The sequence below is a fragment of the Bacillus arachidis genome (genome assembly GCF_030285945.1).
Taxonomy (GTDB): Bacteria; Bacillota; Bacilli; order Bacillales; family Bacillaceae_G; genus Bacillus_A; species Bacillus_A arachidis.
This window is the reverse complement of record NZ_CP127376.1, coordinates 1,246,477-1,263,239: the sequence shown is the minus strand read 5'-3', so window position 1 is coordinate 1,263,239 and position 16,763 is coordinate 1,246,477. Positions and strand designations below refer to the sequence as shown.

The window sequence follows — 16,763 nt, the reverse complement described above, 5'->3', positions numbered from 1 at the left end:
ATAACATGATTAAGGTTTTTAAGCATCTTTTTTTGTAAATGTAACGATTTTATTTGTAAGTAAACAATTTTATTATTACTCAACAAAAAGGATATCCTCACTCGTTTTCTCTCTTTGACTCCACTGGGCATGCAGCTAAAAAAGGAACGGATCCTCTCTCCCACCCAAAAAGAAAGGTTTTTTATCAGTTTTTCAACTTATATAGAAAAAGCTGTTAGGATCGCCCCTAACAGCCTACTAATTATCTATACATACACTACAGCTCTTGCGTAAATGCTACACTTTGCACCGGCTCTTTTTGCGTACGTTTTTGCTGCTGCAGCAAGAAAATAGACACACCGCATAATACGAGAACACTACCAATCACTTGCATCACATTTAACTTCTCACCAAGCAAGAAAAAGGCAAGTATAGACGCACCAACAGGCTCGCCTAAAATACTCATTGAAATCGTTGTGGCATTCACATAATTTAATAACCAGTTATTAATCATATGTGAAGCAGTTGGTACAATCGCAAGTAAAATGAAAATCCACCAATCCCATGTGGAATATCCTGTAAATGGCACGCTCATGATTACATTATAAATAGCTATAAATAGCCCCGCAAATGCAAACACGGTAAAGCTATAAATCCAGTGTGAAACTTTTTTTACAGTTGTTTGCCCAATAAATAAATAACCAACAACTGCAATTACGCTTAAAAAGGATAAAATGTCTCCTATCACCGCTTGCTCACTTAATCCTAAATCTCCCCATCCAATACACATTACACCTAAGATGGCAATCCCCATTGTGGCAATCGCTGAAGAAGTCGTTCTTTCTTTAAACAGAAAAAAACCTCCAACTAGCGATACGATGGGCTGGAGCGCTAAAATAATCGTTGAACTTGCTACAGTTGTAAACTTTAAAGATGCGAACCATAAAAGGAAATGCAGCGCTAAAAAGAATCCAGATCCTATTAAAAAACACCAATCTCGCGCTCGAATTCTGCGAAACTCTTCACGCTTTTTCCAAACGATTGGAAGCATAAGGATTACAATAATCCATAATCGATACATACTTAAAATTGAAGATGGCGCCGAGGACATCTTTACGAAAACTGCTGCAAATGAAATGGCTATAATAGAAACTGCTAACGGTAGTGCGATTGATTTTTCTTGTTTCAAAGTTGTTTTGCCCCTCTCCTGTAAAAATCCCCACCTCATTATATATAAATCCAATTTAATCTTTCAACATATAAATCTTTGTTATGAAAAACAAAAAAGAACCTGCACTTACTGTCTCGCCTTGTTTTCACTTAGGATGTGGGCTGAATCACTTCTATCCATCGCCGTACCTTCTCTCCCATCTAAAAAAGAAAGCTTTTACCTCAACCTTTCTTCCATCATATGAATACTATTTTTTTAGATTCTTCATACTACTATGGTAAAATATAAAATGAGAAGCACAGGTAGTAAATATATCCTTTCATTTTGACTATCTGCGCTACCCTCACAAAGCAACTACAGCATATTTTTTATTTAGGGGGATCACACATGAGTCAAGCAATCGGGAGAATAGAAGAACTTTCATTTTACAGTACATCACTTCAAGAAGAGATTACACTTCTCGTCTATTTACCAGCTAATTATACACCGCTGCACAAACACACCGTTGTAATTGCACAGGACGGAAGAGATTATTTCCAGCTTGGTAAAGCGCACCGCGTAATTGAGCATCTTCGTGAAAATGAAGAAATTGACCGAACAATTATTGTCGGTATTCCATATAAAAATGTGCACGATCGTAAAGAAAAATACTTTCCAAACGATGTGAAAAATAGCGCATACATTCGTTTCCTAGCTCACGAACTCGTTCCATATATTGATGAAAACTATCCAACTTATCAAATGGGAAAAGGTCGCGTATTAATTGGCGATTCCCTTGGCGGTACAGTGTCCTTTATGACATCACTTATGTATCCGCATACATTTGGTAAAGTCGTTATGCAGTCCCCATTTGTTGATGAAACCGTACTGAGCCTTGCAAAAGATTTTACAGAGCCACAAGCATTAGAAATTTATCATGTAATTGGGACAGAAGAAACTGCTGTGAAAAGAACGGATGGGCAAATTTCTGATTTTGTAGAGCCAAATCGCGAATTACATGCCTTGCTTACAGAGAAAAATTTCACAACGCATTACGAAGAATTTGAAGGCAATCATACATGGAAATATTGGCAAAATGATTTACCAAAAGCATTTTCTTACATTCTATCAATGAAATAATAGAGAGCTATATTCAGAATTATTTGATACAATAGAATAAGGAGTTATTTTCTCAAATCTAACTAGACTTACAAAGGGAGGAATCGAAAGATGAAACTAGGCATTGTAATTTTCCCATCAAAAATGATTCAAGATAAAGCGAACGGATTGCGTAAGCGTTATGATCCGCATTATGCATTAGTTCCACCACATATCACATTAAAAGCACCCTTTGAGGCACCAGATGAGCAATTAGAAGCAATTGTACAAGAACTGCATACAATCGCAAACAAAACAAATCCGTTTACCCTTCATGTTGGAAAGGTAAGCTCATTCGCACCCGTTAATAATGTTCTTTATTTCAAAGTAGAAAAAACACCTGAACTTACATTGTTAAATGAAGAAATGCATAAAGGATTCTTCACACAAGAGCGTGAATATGCATTCGTACCACATTTAACAATTGGTCAAAATTTATCAGATGCAGAGCATGCTGATGTATTAGGTCGCTTACGTATGAAAGACTTTTATTACGAGCAACCAATCGACCGTTTCCACCTTCTATATCAATTAGAAAATGAAACATGGACAGTATATGAAACATTCCATATTGGAAAGGGGAACAACTAATTTGCAAGCACAAATCGTACAAACAGATCAGCAGCTAAGAGACGCATTCTCTGTACGCAAACAAGTCTTTGTTGAAGAACAACATGTGTCTGCTGAAGAAGAATACGATGAATTTGAAGAAACTTCTAAACACATCGTTATATATGATGAGGATATTCCAGTTGGGGCAGGTCGCTTTCGCATCGTTGATGACATCGGGAAAATGGAACGGATATGCGTTCTCGCTTCCTATCGCAAAAAGGGTGTCGGAAAAATCATTATGGACTCGCTCGAAGCATATGCGAAAGAAGAATCGCTACCAAAATTGAAACTTCATGCGCAAACACAAGCGGAACCTTTTTATAAGAAGCTCGGATATGAAACTGTTTCTGATGTATTTATAGAAGCAGATATACCACATGTTGTTATGATAAAAGAAATTTAATCTAATGAAAAAAGCCTTAGCCTATAAGAATATAGAGCTAAGGCTTTTTCTATTAGCTAGAAGTATAACTCAATCAGATTATAATCCCTATCAAGAAATCTGATACCAATCAATTTTATGTGTTAATTGTTGTATTAACTGTTAAATTATTCGTAGAAGTTGACGTAGAAGCTGCTGTTACATTAATAAATTCTAGCATTACAGGCTGGCTTTCTGTAAGTGCTGCACCAAGAACTACTTGTGTTGTCGATAAAGTCGTCATAAGATCCGCTTGTTGAAGCACACCATTCACGTACAGATTCACATAAGAATCACCTGCTATAGCAGGTAAATTTACTACTGCCGTTCCGCTATCATCTGCAAAATTCGCTGCAGGAATTGTAGTAACTCCTCCTACAACCATCCCTGCCGTTACAAACGCCACAAATCTGTTACCAGTAGGAGTAACGGTCGTATTCGTCGTTGTTGTAACCTCTCCTGAAATCGTACTCGTTGCTGTAATTACCATTTTAATTAGTGAAACCGCCATCGTTTAAATCTCATCCTTCCTTAATATACAGTAATAAACTGAAGTATAATTGGCACACCTTTTAATGGAACCTCGTCGATTAAAAGTGTCAATTGACCATCTTCAACTCTGTAAGCTATCGGTGGTTGAAGAACACCATTCACAAATAAATTCATACACGAAACTTGATTCGGTGACAAAATCTGTGTAGTTCCATACTCCTGTAGCCCATCACTATTTGTATAAATTAACTTCTGACCATCTGAAAGAGCATAATAAATTTCATTTGTTACTCTCCTAGGTCCTGTCGGCGCATTATAAACTGGAAATGCAACGTAGTGACAACAACAGAGACTCTCTTCCCTTCTCTTCACAATACATGACCTCTCTATTTTTGATAGACTATCATATACACCACTATAGAAAATGCACTTTAAATATATTAATATTCTAAATCCTTATTTTTGCGCAAACGTATGTCCTATACTTTTCAAAAATTCTACATAAAACTGACCCCAGTATTCAAAATATCCGAATGCAAACATGTCCATATACTCTTTTTAACATTGCCTTTTCGCCTTTCTTCCGATAAAGTTATTATTTGATCCCATATTTGAAGGTGAAGTTATGACAATGGAGAAATTTTCGCAAAAATTATTAACACATGCTAGCATTCCGCAGGCAATATATCATATCCCGAAAACCTCTGTTGATTTAATCCCAGAGAAAGAAGCAGATGCAGCTTATTTTCGTGCCCTAGAGCGACAAGGCGTCTATTTAAATGAAAAACAATTAGAAGCAGTCAGAACGACAGAAGGTCCTGTTCTTACATTGGCCGGAGCTGGGAGCGGGAAAACATCTGTGTTAACAACTCGCGTTGGCTATTTAATTAATGTAAAAAATGTTCATCCACGCAACATTTTACTACTTACGTTTACACAAAAAGCTGCTGAAGAGATTCGAAGTCGCGTGGCAAGCTTACCTGGTATGAACCATGCTGCAAGTCGCTACGTTGTCGCAGGCACATTCCATTCTGTCTTTTTAAAATTGCTTCGCAGTCAAGGATACAACCAGCAGATTTTAGCAAATGAAAAACATAAACAAATTATGATAAAGAAAATTTTGAAAGAATTGCGCTTAAAAGACGATTATGACGCAGAAACAATGCTCGCAATGATTTCACTCGAGAAAAATAAATTAAATCGTCCAAAAGATGTACAAGCAAAAACACCCGTTGAACAAGAATTCCGTGAAGTATATGAACGCTATGAAGATGTAAAACAAAGATACGGATATATAGACTTTGATGATATCTTACTAGAAACATTCTATATGCTTGAAAATAACGCACCTTTATTAACGCAATTACAAAATAGATTCCATTACATTGAAGTCGATGAATTTCAAGATACGTCGTATGCGCAATATGAGATTGTAAAACTGTTAGCTTCGCCGCGAAATAATTTATTTATCGCGGGAGATGACGATCAAGCGATATATGGCTGGCGCGGCGCGAGCCATCAAATTATCTTATCCTTCCCAAAAGAATTTGAAGATACAACCATTATTGCTTTAAATACAAATTATCGTTCTAACCCATTTATCGTTGGTCTTGGAAACGAAGTCATTAAACTGAATCAAGAACGTTTTAAAAAAGAATTATATTCTGTTCATGAAGAAGGTATACAGCCATTTTATGCACGCCCTGCCACTACTCTTGATGAGGCAAATCAAATCCTGCAACTCATTCAAGATAAAGTAGCGAGTGGCGAACGAGAATACAAAGACTTTTGTTTATTGTATCGTACGCACTCTGTCAGTCGTTCTTTACTCGACCAACTAACGATTCATAAAGTTCCGTTTATCAAACACGGTGCAAGCCAATCGTTCTATGAGCATTCTTTAATTAAGCCCGTGCTCGATCAGCTACGTCTCGCATATGAACCGTTTCGAATCGAATCGCTCTCAAACATATTGCCGACGATGTATATCGGCCGTGATGAATGCATCTCATTTATTGAACGCGAGCAGTGGAAATACGGCGAAGGAAGATTCCCTTCCCTCCTGCATTTTCTATTGCTAAACCCGAGTTTAAAACCATTCCAAGTCAAAAAAATAAACGAACGGATTGACTTCATTAAATTCATTAAAGAATTAGAACCAAAGAAAGCTCTAAAAGAAATTATTAAAGGTAAGGGTAAATATCTAGAGTACCTACAAAGCAATGACCGCTCTTCCTTTACGATGCATAAAGACATACAAGAAGAAATGCTCGAAGAATTAATGGAATCGGCTACTCGATTTACCGATATCCCTTCCTATTTAGAATTTGTAAGCACAGCGATTCAAAGCCAAAAAGAAATGGAAGCATTAAAAACAATGCAACAAAAAGATGCAGTTTCTCTCATGTCAATTCACAATGCAAAAGGACTGGAATTCCCATGTGTCTTTTTACTTGGAGCGAGCGATGGTATACTGCCTCATTCTTCTTCTTTAAAAGATGCAAATGACCGTGTGACTGATACTTCTGAAGCGTTAGAGGAAGAAAGAAGGCTCATGTATGTCGCCATCACTCGCGCAAAAGAAGAACTGTATATTTCCTCTCCGCAATTTTTTAGAGGAAAAAAATTAGATGTATCGAGATTTTTATATATTGCTCGAAAAGATTTACCGAAAAAATCAGCACCTTAATGTGATGTGGTGCTGACTTTTTTCATATATTCCTCAAATAATATCCTGCTTATTGTCCAATACAATTCGTCAAATCCGCCACTGCTTTAAACAGGAATCACCTTTGTCCTCCGTAATATCGACTCTTCTCGACTCATATTCTAATAGTAAAAACTTGAGGATAGGGAAGTGAACAATATGAGCTGTAATTCTAGCGACGGGCATGATACATACTTTGATGAAAGCTGTATATGTAATGTCGTCAAATTCATACATGAATTACAAGAATGCACATCTACTGCTTATTCATCGCAGTATAATGCTCCATTCCTTGGTTCGCATTATGCAGCAAAAGCAGCAAACACACGGCCATTTATTTTATTCACAAATTCAGGAAACCCATTCGAATTATCTGTTCCTTCTGCAAATAAATATTGCCGCTCTCCTATTTTCCGTGTACAAAGTGTAGATAAAAATTGCTACGCCGTGCTTCAAGCATTGATCGTTATTGTAGGAAAAGAACCTGACACGAGCCCAAACCCTGTTTGTACTTACTTAAGTATTCCACATGCTGAATTGCATGCAACTTCCTCTCGTGTCACGGTTGATTTACATTGTTTTTGTGGTATTCAATGTTTGCGTGATGCATTTGTTGCAATCTGCTGAGCATATAACAGCATAGTATAACCTTTTAACATATATAATTTTTCTCGTCCATTAGCTTCCCGATTCTTCACTGTAGTATCTCAATATGTCCGCAAAATTACCCCTTCGCTATATGTCATGCTTTAAAGGCATATCCCCCTCCGATACAATATAGCTTCATTGTCTTATTACAAAAATTCTTTTTCATATATTTTGATACAAAACAAAAACACTCACGATAACATGAGTGTTTTTCAACCTTGATTTTGTTGATTAGAAATGTTTTTTTTCTTACCACAATTACAACCCTTTTTCTTTACGAAGCCTTGCTGTTGTAATTGGTGTGCCTGTTGCTGATATAACTGTTGTTGCTGCGCTTGTTGCTGCATTTGCTGCCACTGTTGAAGACTATATGGATTGGATTGCAGATTATCTTCCATAACAAACATCTCCTCTGCTGTGCATTTCTATCTATTCACTATATGAACAGCCTATCCTTTCTGTTCACCTATTTTTACGCTATTAAAGTCCGATTTTTCAACTAATCATCAGTTAAAAACCTCTATTCTTCAACAAATCGTCCAATTATCGTTTCAATAATAGCCGCTGCCCCGGCGAGTGCCAACAACGCTAATACAGGTTCTGCAACTTTAGGAATCCAATGATACAAGAGAAGTAAAAATGCACTAATCCATACACCTGTACACCAATAACAACTTAACAATTCACCAATCCATTTTTGGAGTCCAGTCCCCTTCACTTTCATATATGTAGACATGGTTCCGTCTTGTTCTTGAATTTGTACTTCTTCAATAAAAGGAGAGCGTATAAAGCTGGTAATTTTATCGTATACAATGAGACGCGTAAACCGAAACACAGCTAACGAAAAAATAAAGAATAAAAACCAACTATTGGAGAACATTCTTCTCATCTCCTTATTTCTATTTACCGAAACATAAAACATATCGTAAGCATCCAAAGCCGAAGACTTTACTCTCCTTTAAATGAGGACAAATAAAGGCTTATCCCGAAAAAAAAACATCCTATGAACCGTAACCGATTTGCTCCTATTTCAATACTCTAATAGTGTAAATGAAAACTAAATATAAGGAGTGAAATTCATGAGTTGTAAAGATGAAAGACATGATCATCACCATCACCGCTCAAACTGCGTATGTGACGTGGTAAAATTTATCGATGAATTGCAAGATTGTGCTTCTTCTGCTTGCCCAACAGGCTGTGACGTTCCATTTTTAGGAGCAAATCAAGGCGCTAAATTCGCAAACACTCGCCCTTTTTTGTTATATACTACAGAAGGAGAACTTTTTTCTTCCGTATTCTTCCAAGAAAACAATCCTGGAATATCAAGTGATGATATCTGTGCAAGCGCCCCTATTTATCGCGTAGCGAGTGTAGATGATTGCTGCGCCGTATTACAGATATTAGTTCCGCCTGGACTTACTCCAGAAACGGCTGCAACACCTGAAGATATTGTTTGTGCGTTTTTAAAACAAACAATACCACAATTAATCTCTACAAATTTATCTATTACAGTTGATTTAAATTGTTTCTGTGCGATTCAATGTTTACGTGATGTAAATGTTCCAGGCGTATAATCGCTTGATTAGAACAATTTGTAAAACTAAAAAACTATGAGGTGGTAGGTATTCCTACCACCTTTTCTATATTCCCATAATTTGAATCGATACAATCTCTTCAAACTTCACTTGGAATTTTTCGAATGTTTGTGCTGAATTAATAGATACATAACCATCTTCATACGAAATGATAAACCCTACATATATATCCTTCACTGTTATTACGCGGCATTTTACATTTGGAATGTAATGCGGTCTATGAAGAAAAAAATATATTTTCTCTTCATTGTCCATATCCTTAAACGATTTTTTCGTCAAATCCTTTAAAAAAATTTGTGGCTTCCCATCCTTTTTTTCTTCCGCTAACTCATCTATCACCTCTGTTGATTCTTCGGCTTCTTCTAATACCTCTGTTACGTCTGTTACTTCCACTAACTCAATACCTTCTATAATGTCTGAACTTCCTTGTTGTTCTTGTTCTGTTAGTGCCTCTTCATCCGATGTAACGATTTCTTCTTGAACAAATGGCCCTACTTTATCTTCCTTGACGACTTGCTCTTCTTTCACAACATTTTGCACTTCTTCCTTTTTTTCAGAAACGCTTTGATTCAATTTAAGAATAAACGTTTGTTGTATATTCCACTTACTTTTCTCCAAATTAGGTTCTGCCGTATAAAGACGAGGCTGGTTTTTTATATCCTCAGTTTGCTTTTTAGTCAAGGTTCTCCCTCCTGTCAACAACACTTCTCTTCAAAGTATATTCCCAAAATTGAAGAACTTGCCTTTAAATTTATCAATAATAAGGAATAGACATCATTTCTTATAGGAATATTGCAAACTAAAATGTGTCAAAAAGAGGTGTCCCATTTTCAAAGATAAGCAGTACCATTATTTTTTATCATTCATACAATATATTAAAGTTTCTATATTTTAAATTTCATACAAGAAATTAGGAGGAATTGATTTGGATAGGTTTCATAATTGCATACCACTTAATTGTTTATTCCCTTTACCCCAAACCGGGGCAACTGGGCCAACTGGGCCGACTGGACCGACTGGGCCGACTGGGCCGACTGGGCAAGCTGGTACAGGTAATACTGGACCGACTGGACCGACTGGACCGACCGGACCGACTGGGCCGACTGGTACAATAGGTTTTGCCTATATTTATAGTACCGATGCACAAACCTTAGCTGCAAATGCGAATGTTTCATTTAATAATGTCGGGGCTAACTCAACAATTGTAACATTTACTCCAACATCTACAACTATCACTATTAATCAAACAGGAACATACCGCATCGATTGGGAGACATTCCCTCAACAAGGTACTTCTGCCTTCGCTTTATTTTTAAATAATGCGACTCAAATAGCAGGTTCAAATTATGGATCTGGTTCAGGTAACCAAACACTCCCTGGGCAAGTAATCGTTGCATTAAACCAAGGGGACACTATTACCCTACGAAATATTGATGGTAATACTGCTTTGAATAACCAAGTAGCGGGTGGTCCTAATCCTGCTGTGGTCAGTGCATCGATTCTGTTTGAAAAACTCGCTTAGAAAGTTCATCAATCAATCACCTCTCAATTTCATGTTTACCATGAAATTGAGGTGGTCGGTTGATTTTTTACATATAATAGCCCAACTACAGAATATCGTATTCGTTCTGCTTTCGCTTCCTATTCTTCTGTTTTCACAGGAAGAACCCTAACACTAGTTCCTATTTCTTAAAAAATATCAGTATCCTACCATTCATAAAAGCAGGATACTTCTTTTCAATTTACTCTCAATTCTGATAATTACTTATCTTTTTTCTGTTTACAAGAGAAAGCTCATTCACATAACCTATTTTAAGTTATCAGAATGTATATAAAAACAAAAAAACACTCCAATTGTACAATATAGAACAGACTCTCAAATCATTTGGAAATCCCACCTTAAAATAATGTACTCATTTACACCTTTTAGAGTATATACTCGGTACCATTATTTTTTATCATTCATACAATGTATGGATGTTTATATTTTTATTAAGTTTTATACAAAAGATGAGGAGGAACTGACTTGGATAGGTTTAATCAACATAACTGCATACCGCTTAATTGTTTATTCCCTTTACCTCAACCCGGACCAACTGGACCTGCTGGGCCAACTGGACCGACTGGGCCAACTGGGCCAACTGGGCCAACTGGACCGACTGGGCCAACTGGACCGACTGGGCCAACTGGACCGACTGGGCCAACTGGACCGACTGGGCCGACTGGACCGACTGGGCCGACTGGGCCAACTGGAGCTGCTGGAACAGGTAATACGGGGCCAACTGGACCGACTGGGCCAACTGGACCGACTGGACCGACTGGGCCAACTGGAGCTGCTGGAACAGGTAATACGGGGCCAACTGGACCGACTGGGCCAACTGGGCCGACCGGACCGACTGGGCCGACTGGGCCGACCGGACCGACTGGGCCAACTGGGCCGACTGGGCCGACTGGGCCGACTGGGCCGACTGGGCCGACTGGGCCGACTGGTAATACCGGGCCGACTGGGCCAGGTTGTTGTCCATGTACTAATCTGCTCGACAATCCTGGATTTGATGCTGATGTAGGATTGACAGGGGCTTCAGCAGGGGCTACAGGAGCAATTCCATTTTGGAATCCGAGTCCGACGGGGTCGCCGACGGGATCTCCTCAAACAGTAGGAGGAACAGCTTCAAATGCAGACAACTTCGCCCACAGTGGCATTTTAACTAGTGCTACAACACGCCGTCTCCAAGCTGCGGACCTTCCACCAGGAGGAAGTATCAACCAGTCTGTCGATGTCGATGAAGGTTGTTGCTATACGCTTTCCTTTGCTGCTGATGTAAGAGCTAATACGATACTTGTAGCGTCCGTTTCATTTCCAGGAGTACTGGGAACGACATGTCCGCCTGACCCTGCGGAGATTGCTAATTCACTGAATACGCCGAATCCTATTCCACACATTGTACCAGTTGGTAATCAACCTCAATCTCTCTTCCAACACTACACTCTCGTTGTCTGTGTGCCTTCCGGCGCGACAACAGCGTGCATTTCTTTCCAAAACCTCGCAGGATCAACAGGTGACGCATCCATCGACAACGTCGTATTCCAACCTACCGGTGGAGGTTGTGATGGTTGTGTGCAGAAGTTCTTCTAATTATTTGACAAAATCGTAGTTCCTTAATGGAGCTACGATTTACAGGCTGTGGAGAAAGTCTTCTCCACAGCCTGTTTTGTGTCTGAATACTTTTTCACTTGTCATTACAAAGTTTCCATTACATATTCTCTCAGCGCTTCCTCCCATTGCCTCATAGGAGCAAAATCATTCAGTTCTAGGCACAGGTGCTGTAAAACTGAATAGCGTGGTCTTTCTGCTTTCGCCTCATATTTTTCTGTTTTCACAGGGATCACTTTAACATCCGCTCCCATTTCCTGAAAAATACGAGCAGCAAACTCAAACCAAGAACATTCCCCCTGATTTGACACATGGTAGGTTCCATACTGATTCGTTTGTATCATTTCGCCGGTTTTACATACTAGATCTTTTGTATAAGTAGGACACCCAATTTGATCACAAACAATACTTAGCTCCTTTTTTGTCTGAGCCAACGTCTGCATTGTCCGTACAAAATTTGGGCCGTATTTGCCATACAACCAAGAAGTCCTAATAATAAAGTACCGACTGTGAAAGTTTTTTACTGCTTCTTCCCCCGCTAGCTTAGAAGCACCATATACGTTAAGAGGATTTGTTTGATCAAATTCGTGGTAATCACGCGTTTGCATTCCATCAAATACATAATCCGTACTAAAATAAACCAGTTTCGCTCCTATTGCTTCCGAAGCTACCGCTATGTTTCTTGTCCCCAATGCATTTACAGCATATGCTTCTTTCCAATTTTCTTCCGCAGCATCTACTCTTGTATACGCAGCGCAGTGAAGGACAAGATCTGGTTTTAGGTTTTTCATGATAGGAATAAGTGACGTAGCATCTCTAACATCTAATTCTTTCCTTGTGAAATGATATAATGTGCATTCCTTTTCTGCAAAGTACGCAACAAATTCTTTACCAAGCTGACCTCCTGCTCCTGTAACAAGTACTTTCACTTTATCTCACCTACTTTTCAGTGGTTTCCACCATTGTTCATTCTCTCTATACCATTCTATTGTATCCTCCAAGCCTTTTGTAAATGAGTATACCGGTTTCCATCCCAGTTCTCTCTGTAACTTAGACGAATCAATCGCGTACCGCCAATCATGACCAAGGCGATCTGGGACGAATGATATCATACTCTTTGATTTTCCGAGTTTTTCTAAAATCGTTTCCACAATCTCTATGTTTCTCTTTTCATTATTGCCTCCAACATTATATATTTCTCCGTCTCTCCCATTATGCAGAACTAAATCAATTGCTGTGCAATGATCGAATACATGAAGCCAATCCCGCACGTTTTGTCCCGTCCCGTATACAGGAAGTTCTTTATCTTCCATTGCATTTGTAATCATAAGCGGAATGAGTTTCTCTGGATATTGATATGGACCATAATTGTTAGAACAGTGTGTAACAATTACAGGAAGTTTGTACGTTTCGAAATAAGAAAGAGCGATTAAATCCGAACTGGCTTTACTAGCAGAATAAGGGCTATTTGGTGAGATAGGAGTCTCTTCCGTAAAATGACCTATTTCTCCTAGAGATCCGTACACTTCATCTGTTGAAATGTGAAGAAACCGCTGAATACCGAAAGCTTTAGCAGCTTCTAATAATACAGCTGTTCCTACTATGTTTGTCGTATAAAATTCCATAGGACCTTGTATACTTCTGTCTACGTGCGATTCCGCTGCAAAGTGCACAATACTATCAATTTTGTAATCTTGCATTACAGCTTGAATTTTCTTAGCATCTCTTATATCCCCTTGTATAAAGGTATAATTACTAAGAGGCTCTATATCCTTGATACTAGATAAATTGCCAGCGTATGTTAACAAATCATAATTAATAACACGGGAATCAGGATACTTCTTGAGAAAATAACGAATAAAGTTACTACCGATAAATCCCGCTCCTCCTGTGACTAGTACATTCATGTTAATATCTCCTTAAATTGAAAGTAATGAGTTATTTCTTTGAATTTAGGTAACATGCCATCTTTTTCTGATAGAATTGGGTTACTAACGGGCCATGAAATAGCAAATTCTTCATCATTCCATACGATTCCACTATCACATGACGCGTCGTAAAATTCATCTACTTTATAATGGACAATTGTGTGAGGAACGAGTGTACAAAAACCATGTGCAAATCCTTTTGGTACAAATAACAGTCGATGATTATCACCCGTTAGCAAAAATGATTGCCATTTCTTATAGGTTGGAGATCCCTTCCTCAAATCCACAATCACATCAAAAATCGCACCTTGTATAACCTGTACGAGCTTTGTTTGTGCTCTCGGCTCTAGCTGAAAATGCAGTCCTCTTATCACACCCGCCTCCTTTGAATATGATGTATTATCCTGCACAAATTTATGATGGATGCCGAATTGCTGCAGCACCTTTTCGTTATAGCTTTCTTTAAAATACCCGCGTGCATCATGAAACACACTCGGCTCAATAAACTTAACATCAGTAAGCGATGTAGGAATCGTCTTCAAATCTTCCCTCCCCCTCCATTAAACTCATCCCCAAAATCTACATGCTGCGCTAATGTATTCGCTTTATACAGCGAAGGGTGCGTTCCGGCATCCGTCCACCACCCCTGTAGTGTATCGTAGTTGAGAACCCCTCTTGCTAAATATTCGTTATTAATATCAGTTACTTCCAACTCTCCTCGCTGAGAAGGTTTTAACTGACGAATCATCGGAAACACACTGCTATCATACATATAAATCCCGATTACAGCATAGTTGCTCTTTGGAAAAACTGGTTTTTCTTCAATGCATACAATCTCCCCCTCTTGAATATGAGGAACTCCAAAGCGCTGCGGATCATCTACTTCTTTTAATAAAATTCTTGCTCCCGCCTCTTGCTTTCTGTAATTTTCCACATACGGTTTCAAGCTGTCTGAAAAAACATTATCACCTAAAATGACAATCATCTTCTCATTTCCTACAAACGTTTCGCATAATCCAAGTGCTTCAGCAATTCCTCCAGCTTTCTCTTGTACACGATATGTGAAAGACACCCCAAAATCAGCTCCACTGCCAAGAAAATTAACTACATCGCCCATATGTTCTTTCCCGGTAATGACAATAATATCTGTAATACCGCATTCTCGAAGCTTGTATACAGAGTGATAAATCATTGGATAGCGACCGACGGGAAGCAAATGTTTATTTGTGACCTTTGTAATCGGGTATAATCGTGATCCAGTTCCACCGGCAAGGATAATCCCTTTCATTTTATCCCTCCCCCTTTAAGACATTTTTATTTTTGGTTCATACACTACAGCTTTCAATCTCCATACATTATCAACCGAATCCTGCAAACTCTCTGCATACCCTATATATGTGCATAATGCTTTTCTATATTCCTCTTTATCTAATTCCTTGCTTGTAAAGGAGCTTATCTTCCATTAGCTTCATTTGATAAACAATTATTTAATTTCGTCTTTTATATAAAGAAAAATACTTGCTACACACTGCTTTTTACGCTCTAACCTATCTTCAGAATAACCATATAGATTTCCAAATACCTTTAAACAACTCCTATCTTTTACTTTCCTTACACATTACATTTAACTACCTACACACATATATATGTGTGTTACAAACGATATAGTTGAAAGCAGAAAATAAAGAAAGTGTTTTCATCACCATGTTATGTAAAAAATTACTATTTACTAAGCTTTAGAATACCTATCATAAGAAAAGAGCCTTCTCATCAAATATAAGAAAGCCCCAGTAATTAAATATATTCTACTTGAAATTTCATAATTGAGTTGTAATATTTCTTTATTCTTTATAAAAAAAGAAACTGTTTCCACTAATCCTTTAAGCAATGAACATTTCGGTTGCCAGTTCAAATGTTTTTTAGCTTTATCATTTGATAAATACCTATGAATAACATCCCCTGGTCTTTCCTCTTTATATATTCTTTTATCTTCTATTTTCATTAAATTACAAATTGTATCTAGCAGCTCATTGACGGAAATATTTAGATTCGAACTAATATTACATATTTGATTGTCAGCATTTCTAAATGCCAAGAAGTTAGCATGCGCTACATCTTTAACAAAAATAAAATCTCGTGTTTGATTTCCGTCACCATATATAATTGGACTATCATTCTTTAATAAACGATCTATAAAAATGGAAACGACACCAGCTTCTCCATCTGCATTCTGCCTTGCACCATAAACATTGGAATATCTAAGAATTGTATATTTTAAACCATAAAGCTTTGCAAATAATTGAACATATGCTTCACTGGTCAATTTTGATAAAACGTAAAATGATACAGGATTGAGATCATGGTTCTCATCAATAGGTAAGTATTGGGGATTACCGTATACAGCAGCAGTTGATGCATAAATAATTTTTTTACATTATACTTTATACAAGCTTGAAGAATATTAACAGTAGCCATTACATTCTCACTGCAATCGTAAAATGGCTGTTTTACAGATTCCTGTACAGATACTTGCGCCGCTTGATGTATCACAAAATCAGGTTTTTCAACTATGAAAATTTTATCGATATTTGGATCCCTTATATCAAAATGGTAGAAAGCAACTTTTGATGGAATATTATACTTATGCCCAGTAACTAAATTATCAACAACCACTGTATCTATATTGTTTTCCAATATGAAATCAACAATATAGATACAGGTCCACCTGTGACTAAAGCTTTCAAATATTCGCTCTCCCAAAAATTATATTTCCTTAAATATAAAACAACTAAAAATATTTGATGTCCCAATCAATAGAATAATCGTTTCTATAACATTAATGTCGTTACAATTTATGTTGACGATATACTTTTTACTACAGTAAGCCCTATAACTCTTTAACGTCAGCTTAAAGAGACT

18 protein-coding genes and 1 pseudogene are annotated in these 16,763 nt (G+C 37.7%); 8 read left to right on the top strand and 11 right to left on the bottom strand.

Annotated features, from left to right (window positions below; all coding sequences use genetic code 11):
* Positions 1-256: 256 nt before the first annotated feature.
* Positions 257-1,168, bottom strand: a complete 912-nt coding sequence (locus QRY57_RS07860; RefSeq protein WP_286017126.1) for a DMT family transporter — start codon at positions 1,166-1,168, stop codon at positions 257-259.
* Between the two features lie 369 nt (positions 1,169-1,537).
* On the opposite strand from QRY57_RS07860, the gene QRY57_RS07855 reads away from it, so the two are divergent.
* The 3 genes from QRY57_RS07855 (at position 1,538) to QRY57_RS07845 (ending at position 3,302) form a co-directional block, all read left to right on the top strand.
* The gene (locus tag QRY57_RS07855) at positions 1,538-2,269 is read left to right on the top strand and encodes an alpha/beta hydrolase (protein WP_098302396.1); all 732 of its coding nucleotides are present in this window, start codon (positions 1,538-1,540) and stop codon (positions 2,267-2,269) included.
* A 90-nt stretch (positions 2,270-2,359) separates the two neighbouring features.
* Complete coding sequence (locus tag QRY57_RS07850) at positions 2,360-2,878, top strand: YjcG family protein (protein ID WP_090693181.1); 519 nt, start codon at positions 2,360-2,362, stop codon at positions 2,876-2,878.
* Position 2,879: 1 nt separating this feature from the next.
* Positions 2,880-3,302, top strand: coding sequence for a GNAT family N-acetyltransferase (locus tag QRY57_RS07845; protein WP_286017125.1), 423 nt, complete (start codon positions 2,880-2,882; stop codon positions 3,300-3,302).
* Positions 3,303-3,417: 115 nt separating this feature from the next.
* Here the strand turns inward: QRY57_RS07845 and QRY57_RS07840 are convergent, their stop codons facing one another.
* Both QRY57_RS07840 and QRY57_RS07835 read right to left on the bottom strand, forming a co-directional pair.
* Positions 3,418-3,831 carry a DUF4183 domain-containing protein gene (locus QRY57_RS07840; RefSeq protein WP_090693188.1) on the bottom strand — a complete coding sequence of 138 codons (414 nt, stop codon included), beginning with the start codon at positions 3,829-3,831 and terminating at the stop codon, positions 3,418-3,420.
* A gap of 20 nt (positions 3,832-3,851) precedes the next feature.
* Complete coding sequence (locus QRY57_RS07835) at positions 3,852-4,184, bottom strand: DUF4183 domain-containing protein (RefSeq protein ID WP_331280094.1); 333 nt, start codon at positions 4,182-4,184, stop codon at positions 3,852-3,854.
* Positions 4,185-4,437: 253 nt separating this feature from the next.
* On the opposite strand from QRY57_RS07835, the gene QRY57_RS07830 reads away from it, so the two are divergent.
* Both QRY57_RS07830 and QRY57_RS07825 read left to right on the top strand, forming a co-directional pair.
* Positions 4,438-6,501 carry an ATP-dependent helicase gene (locus tag QRY57_RS07830; RefSeq protein WP_286017124.1) on the top strand — a complete coding sequence of 688 codons (2,064 nt, stop codon included), beginning with the start codon at positions 4,438-4,440 and terminating at the stop codon, positions 6,499-6,501.
* A 177-nt stretch (positions 6,502-6,678) separates the two neighbouring features.
* Positions 6,679-7,146 carry a CotY/CotZ family spore coat protein gene (locus QRY57_RS07825; protein ID WP_286017123.1) on the top strand — a complete coding sequence of 156 codons (468 nt, stop codon included), beginning with the start codon at positions 6,679-6,681 and terminating at the stop codon, positions 7,144-7,146.
* A gap of 233 nt (positions 7,147-7,379) precedes the next feature.
* On the opposite strand, the gene QRY57_RS07820 is transcribed toward QRY57_RS07825, so the two are convergent.
* Together QRY57_RS07820 and QRY57_RS07815 are read right to left on the bottom strand one after the other, a co-directional pair.
* Entirely contained in the window at positions 7,380-7,574 is a 195-nt protein-coding gene (locus QRY57_RS07820; protein WP_139265579.1) for a cytochrome C oxidase subunit III, read from the bottom strand.
* 113 nt (positions 7,575-7,687) lie between these two features.
* Entirely contained in the window at positions 7,688-8,047 is a 360-nt protein-coding gene (locus tag QRY57_RS07815) for a DUF1360 domain-containing protein (RefSeq protein WP_026591482.1), read from the bottom strand.
* A 199-nt stretch (positions 8,048-8,246) separates the two neighbouring features.
* Between QRY57_RS07815 and QRY57_RS07810 the strand changes: the two genes are divergently transcribed.
* Positions 8,247-8,741 carry a CotY/CotZ family spore coat protein gene (locus tag QRY57_RS07810; protein WP_026591483.1) on the top strand — a complete coding sequence of 165 codons (495 nt, stop codon included), beginning with the start codon at positions 8,247-8,249 and terminating at the stop codon, positions 8,739-8,741.
* A gap of 66 nt (positions 8,742-8,807) precedes the next feature.
* Here QRY57_RS07810 and QRY57_RS07805 read toward each other — a convergent pair whose 3' ends face one another.
* Positions 8,808-9,443: a CotO family spore coat protein gene (locus QRY57_RS07805; protein WP_286017122.1), complete on the bottom strand. Its 636-nt coding sequence runs from the start codon at positions 9,441-9,443 to the stop codon at positions 8,808-8,810.
* A gap of 244 nt (positions 9,444-9,687) precedes the next feature.
* On the opposite strand from QRY57_RS07805, the gene QRY57_RS07800 reads away from it, so the two are divergent.
* Both QRY57_RS07800 and QRY57_RS07795 read left to right on the top strand, forming a co-directional pair.
* Positions 9,688-10,284 carry a BclA C-terminal domain-containing protein gene (locus tag QRY57_RS07800; protein WP_286017121.1) on the top strand — a complete coding sequence of 199 codons (597 nt, stop codon included), beginning with the start codon at positions 9,688-9,690 and terminating at the stop codon, positions 10,282-10,284.
* A 504-nt stretch (positions 10,285-10,788) separates the two neighbouring features.
* Positions 10,789-11,898, top strand: coding sequence for a hypothetical protein (locus QRY57_RS07795; RefSeq protein WP_286017120.1), 1,110 nt, complete (start codon positions 10,789-10,791; stop codon positions 11,896-11,898).
* 104 nt (positions 11,899-12,002) lie between these two features.
* On the opposite strand, the gene rfbD is transcribed toward QRY57_RS07795, so the two are convergent.
* The 5 genes and pseudogenes from rfbD to QRY57_RS07770 all read right to left on the bottom strand — a co-directional run bounded on the left by rfbD (position 12,003) and on the right by QRY57_RS07770 (position 16,517).
* On the bottom strand, positions 12,003-12,845 hold the full coding sequence (gene rfbD, locus QRY57_RS07790) for a dTDP-4-dehydrorhamnose reductase (protein ID WP_286017119.1): 843 nt from the start codon (positions 12,843-12,845) through the stop codon (positions 12,003-12,005).
* 6 nt (positions 12,846-12,851) lie between these two features.
* Entirely contained in the window at positions 12,852-13,823 is a 972-nt protein-coding gene (rfbB, locus tag QRY57_RS07785; RefSeq protein WP_286017118.1) for a dTDP-glucose 4,6-dehydratase, read from the bottom strand.
* On the bottom strand, positions 13,820-14,386 hold the full coding sequence (gene rfbC, locus QRY57_RS07780; RefSeq protein ID WP_286017117.1) for a dTDP-4-dehydrorhamnose 3,5-epimerase: 567 nt from the start codon (positions 14,384-14,386) through the stop codon (positions 13,820-13,822). Before rfbC ends, rfbB begins: the two co-directional genes overlap by 4 nt.
* Positions 14,383-15,132 (bottom strand): sugar phosphate nucleotidyltransferase, encoded by a 750-nt coding sequence (locus QRY57_RS07775; protein ID WP_286017116.1) that lies wholly within the window; start codon positions 15,130-15,132, stop codon positions 14,383-14,385. Before QRY57_RS07775 ends, rfbC begins: the two co-directional genes overlap by 4 nt.
* A 441-nt stretch (positions 15,133-15,573) precedes the next feature.
* Positions 15,574-16,517, bottom strand: a pseudogene (locus QRY57_RS07770) (NAD-dependent epimerase/dehydratase family protein).
* Between the last annotated feature and the right edge of the window lie 246 nt (positions 16,518-16,763).